Below are 4,151 nucleotides of genomic sequence, written 5' to 3' on the forward strand. Positions count from 1 at the left end.
GTCCGTTATCGAGCTACGCTATGACAAATCAATGGTTCAATGAACTTGGTTTAGTCAATATTGAACATGTTGTGACAGGGCATGTGTTCAGCACTTACGCTGAATGGAAATGTACATGAGCCGTATACGAGGTCCGTACGTACGGTTCTGTGAGAGGGATGAGGCGGCGACGCCTCACCCTACTCGATGTGTCTGGGATTTTAATGAGAGTTCAAATTCGAGGTAAATCCCTACGTGAAAAGGGTTGTGAATTGATTGCTAGGTAAGAAGGGCTTCCGCCTTGTTCTCGAGCTCAATTCCTGCGAATTAAATGATGAAGCCAGCCATTGCGCTGGTTTTTTTGTATCTGGGATTTTAATGAGTGTTCAAATTCGGGGCAAATCCCTACATGAAAAGAGGTGTGAATTGATTGCTAGGTAAGATGGGCTCCGCCTTGTTCTCGAGCTCAATTCCTGCGAATTAAATGATGAAGCCAGCCATTGTGCTGTTTTTTTTGTATCTGGGATTTTAATGAGTGTTCAAATTCGAGGTAAATCCCTACGTGAAAAGGGGTGTGAATGATTTTTCTTTCATGATTAAGGGCTTAACCAAAGTGGCGCAGATAATGTGCTGGTTTTGTCAATGAGCCATTTTACTTCTGGTGATAAATGCTGGCTGCTTTTCCATAGCAGTGATGCGCTACAACTTTTACCAAAGAAGCGTTTATCATCATGAATTCGTTGCAATTTCCCATTTTCTAAATATGGCGCTTGAATTTCTTCGGGAAGTAATGCGATACCATGCCCTGCAATACATAAATCAATGACAGTGCTGAGATTATTGCATTTCCAGATGGATGCTGGGGGGCTAAGCGTCTGTTTTTGTATATTACTATCATTATCTATTAAGAGTAATCGTAGCTCTTGTTTATTAATTAAATAAGATGGAGCTTTAACCCAAAAAGCATTTGAATTAAACAAAGTGTTATATTCAATATCGAATATTTTGGTATGACTAAGGTAGCCAAAGGCAATGTCGAGTGTGCCATTTTGAATATTATCGTAGAGAACATCACTCGGGGAATCAATCATGATGACATCAAGTCCTGGAATTGATGTTGTTAAACTGGTTAAGAGCGTACATATATATTGGCTATATAAAAACGGGTCAATACCAATTTTTAACGTTTTATTTTTATAAGCACTAATTGATGTCGCAATGGAAACCAGATCTTGATAATTGTCTAAAAATGATTTTGCAGCTTGAAAAAAAATCTTCCCATCATCTGTGAGTTGAGGTTGTTTTTTCTCTCGTGAAAATAATGGCTTACCAACTTCTTCCTCGAGGTGCTGCACCGCAATGCTGACGGTGGACTGTGATTTCTGCAGCTTTCGCGCCGCAGCCGTGAAAGAGCCTTTTTCAGCGACCAGTACAAAAGCAGCAATTGCATCTAAATGAAGTTTCATCATTACCATTCCACCTAGCCCATTACTTACGGTTGTGTTCTCTTTAATCCATTTGAGTATCAAATCCATCTAATATCACACTTCTAATATGAATTATATTACTAGTAGAAAATAAAACAGTATCAACTTGGTATCAGATGCAATCACGACGTGTTTTTTATATCAAGGTATGAAAGTTAAGAGTAATTACGTACTTAAAATATCAATAACGCTATATTTGTGAATCAGGTCAGAAAATAGAATAAAGATATTATAATTTTTATATTAAAATGAATTTTGTTTTTTAATAAATAAAATAGTCATTACAGCATGTATATCTCATTGATTTATGTAGTGCTTTTACTCAACCGCAACAAGGTCAAATCGGTTTTGTCTGCCATTGATATTTAGTGATGATTGATTTTTTCAATGAACACCATCGATGCACAACTGAAAATATTCAGTAATCTGGCTGTGTAAGAAGTGGTTCTTACTCATTCACAAAAGGTGTTGGAGGTTATTATGTTGCGTTTAGTGTATAGCAAGGTTGATGCATTTATCTCGACCTATAAAAAAGATGAGCGCGGTGTAACCGCAATTGAGTATGGCTTGATTGGGGTTGCTATGGCAGTGATGATTGGTGCGGCGGTATCAGGTAGTGGTAATTTTGTCGAACAGTTGAAATTGGCATTTGACGCCATAACTACAGCCATCACGACTGCTACGCCTTAGTGGTCGCAATAGGCCAATAAATGGTAACAGTAGTTATTTTATGCTGATTATAACGTATCTGTTCATTGTTTTACTTTTTATCTGCTGGTCAGATTTATACAGGCGGAGCATCCCCAATAGCCTTGTTCTGGCTGTATTGGCGGGGACGTTGATCGCCAATGCCATGACCAGCACTTACAGCGGTTGGCTAAGTGCTCTGGTGGTATTGGGTATAACGGGGGTATTGGTTGGGGTGAATGTGTTGGGTGCAGGGGACAGCAAACTGGCCACGGCACTAGCACTGGTCCTGCCAATATCCAGCCTGCCATTGGCGCTGTGGTTAACGGCAATCACAGGTGGGATCATCGCCTGCCTGTATTTGCTGAAGTACCGTTTGTTACAAAGAAAATCGACGGGGAAGGATCCCGGCTTGCCTTATGGTATTGCCATCGCGGTCGGGTTCTATTTTCCAATTCTTGTCCACTTACTTTAAAGGCAAGGTTATGAATGGGAAAGTAATATTCTTAATTGCTTTTCTGGCCGTTATCAGTGGGGTCTATGGCCTGATAGGCACATTGCGTTCTTCCCCTGAACGGGCTGAGAATGATGCGCCGGAGCGACAGGTTCATTATGTGACGTTGTGGCGAGCTAACACCGAGTTAGCGAAAGGGACGCCATTAACACCTGCACGCGTCACCCGTGAGCAGGTAGAGATGGGATCGGCACTGAAACTTGGCTTTAACGAAGATGTTGAGCTCGATTTTACACCGACAGTTTTGCTGAACACGTCAATAAAGCAAGGTGAGTGGATATGGTCAGAGTTTCAGACACGTCCAGAACAGCCGGGATACATTGATCTGTTGATTAGCGAAGGGATGACACTCTATCCGCTGCAGGTCACAACCCGAAATCTAATCGCCAATTTTATTCATCCCGGTGATCACATTGATATTCTTGCGGTGAGTTCTCCCAAGGTGAATTTGGCGGTAAATAGTGATGCGCTACCACATTTCTCAGGGGTTGAGGCCTCGATATTTCTTCATAACGTTAAGGTGATGAGTATTGGCACGGAGCGAAGTCGTCTGCTCGATGACGAAGAAGCAAACCGCGCGGTCTCTGCTCAGCAGGTAAGTGATAATGAGGGAAAAACGACGGTTGTCGTCGAGATAGCCCCCTCAGATATTGCGCGATTATCACTCGCCCAACGCACGATGCATATCGAGGTTTATCGAAGTTATCGTTATCAACAGCCTTTGCATGCCGATGTGCGCGATGTCATTAAAAACTATACCGGCATTGAAGAATTACGCGGTCCGCGTGACTCCTCCTCAAGCTTAGAAGGGGTACTCTGATGTTAAGGCGATATTATTTCATAGTGTTATTGGTTATGGGGGGCTGGTGGCCAATGTCAGGGGTTGCCGCTGATCGCTACATCACGTTGAATGACGCAAAGCATTTTTCGATAGGGCAACCGATCAGTAAAGTTTTTATCAGTGCGCCAGACATTGCGGATTACCAAGTGATTGATGAGCAGAGTTTAGTGGTTTTTGCTCAGCAAGTGGGTCAAACGCGGCTGATTGTCTATGGCATCAATGGGAATGTATTGCTCTCTGAGCGGATATTGGTCGATATCGATTTAAGCCTGATCCGGCGCCAGCTTAAACTGCATTTCCCTCAGTTGGATATCAAACTGGAGTCGGTGGGTGAGCAAGTCTCTGTCAGTGGGCAAGTCGCATCCGAGCAACAGCGCGATGATGTTTACCGTATGGTTGCCACTCTGCTGAATCGGGAGTCAACGGAACGTTATGAGGAATCCAGTAAGCTCACGTTTGCCGATAGCGGCCTGGAAGAATCGGAAAGTCTTATTTTTGCACGTAATAACCGTTGGACCGGCATTATCGAGAATTTGGTCGTGACAGCCGTGCAGCAGGTTAATGTCAAAATCTCAGTGGCACAGGTTACCGAATCATTTGCAAATGCGATTGGCGTTGATTGGGGATCACTGGGGGCCGGGGT

The 4,151-nt window shown here is 43.0% G+C and carries 5 protein-coding genes; 4 read left to right on the plus strand and 1 reads right to left on the minus strand.

The window, feature by feature from the left end:
* Positions 1-575: 575 nt before the first annotated feature.
* Positions 576-1,448 (minus strand): LysR family transcriptional regulator, encoded by an 873-nt coding sequence (locus tag L4D12_RS25150; protein ID WP_428450556.1) that lies wholly within the window; start codon positions 1,446-1,448, stop codon positions 576-578.
* Positions 1,449-1,946: 498 nt separating this feature from the next.
* On the opposite strand from L4D12_RS25150, the gene L4D12_RS25155 reads away from it, so the two are divergent.
* From L4D12_RS25155 to L4D12_RS25170, 4 genes are all read left to right on the plus strand, one after another.
* Positions 1,947-2,156 (plus strand): Flp family type IVb pilin, encoded by a 210-nt coding sequence (locus L4D12_RS25155; RefSeq protein ID WP_428450557.1) that lies wholly within the window; start codon positions 1,947-1,949, stop codon positions 2,154-2,156.
* Between the two features lie 40 nt (positions 2,157-2,196).
* Entirely contained in the window at positions 2,197-2,628 is a 432-nt protein-coding gene (locus L4D12_RS25160) for an A24 family peptidase (RefSeq protein ID WP_428450558.1), read from the plus strand.
* A 10-nt stretch (positions 2,629-2,638) separates the two neighbouring features.
* The gene (gene cpaB, locus L4D12_RS25165) at positions 2,639-3,487 is read left to right on the plus strand and encodes a Flp pilus assembly protein CpaB (RefSeq protein WP_428450559.1); all 849 of its coding nucleotides are present in this window, start codon (positions 2,639-2,641) and stop codon (positions 3,485-3,487) included.
* A 35-nt stretch (positions 3,488-3,522) separates the two neighbouring features.
* Positions 3,523-4,151 (plus strand): pilus assembly protein N-terminal domain-containing protein (locus L4D12_RS25170; RefSeq protein ID WP_428450560.1); only part of this gene is annotated, 629 nt, incomplete at its 3' end.

This window comes from Photobacterium nomapromontoriensis (assembly GCF_050336815.1).
GTDB classification, from domain to species: Bacteria; Pseudomonadota; Gammaproteobacteria; order Enterobacterales; family Vibrionaceae; genus Photobacterium; species Photobacterium nomapromontoriensis.

Bases quoted from the DNA above. Each gene is read 5' to 3' on its own strand.
- L4D12_RS25150 (WP_428450556.1), bottom strand. From the start codon at position 1,448: ATGATGAAACTTCATTTAGATGCAATTGCTGCTTTTGTACTGGTCGCT.
- L4D12_RS25155 (WP_428450557.1), top strand. From the start codon at position 1,947: ATGTTGCGTTTAGTGTATAGCAAGGTTGATGCATTTATCTCGACCTAT.
- L4D12_RS25160 (WP_428450558.1), top strand. From the start codon at position 2,197: ATGCTGATTATAACGTATCTGTTCATTGTTTTACTTTTTATCTGCTGG.
- cpaB (WP_428450559.1), top strand. From the start codon at position 2,639: ATGAATGGGAAAGTAATATTCTTAATTGCTTTTCTGGCCGTTATCAGT.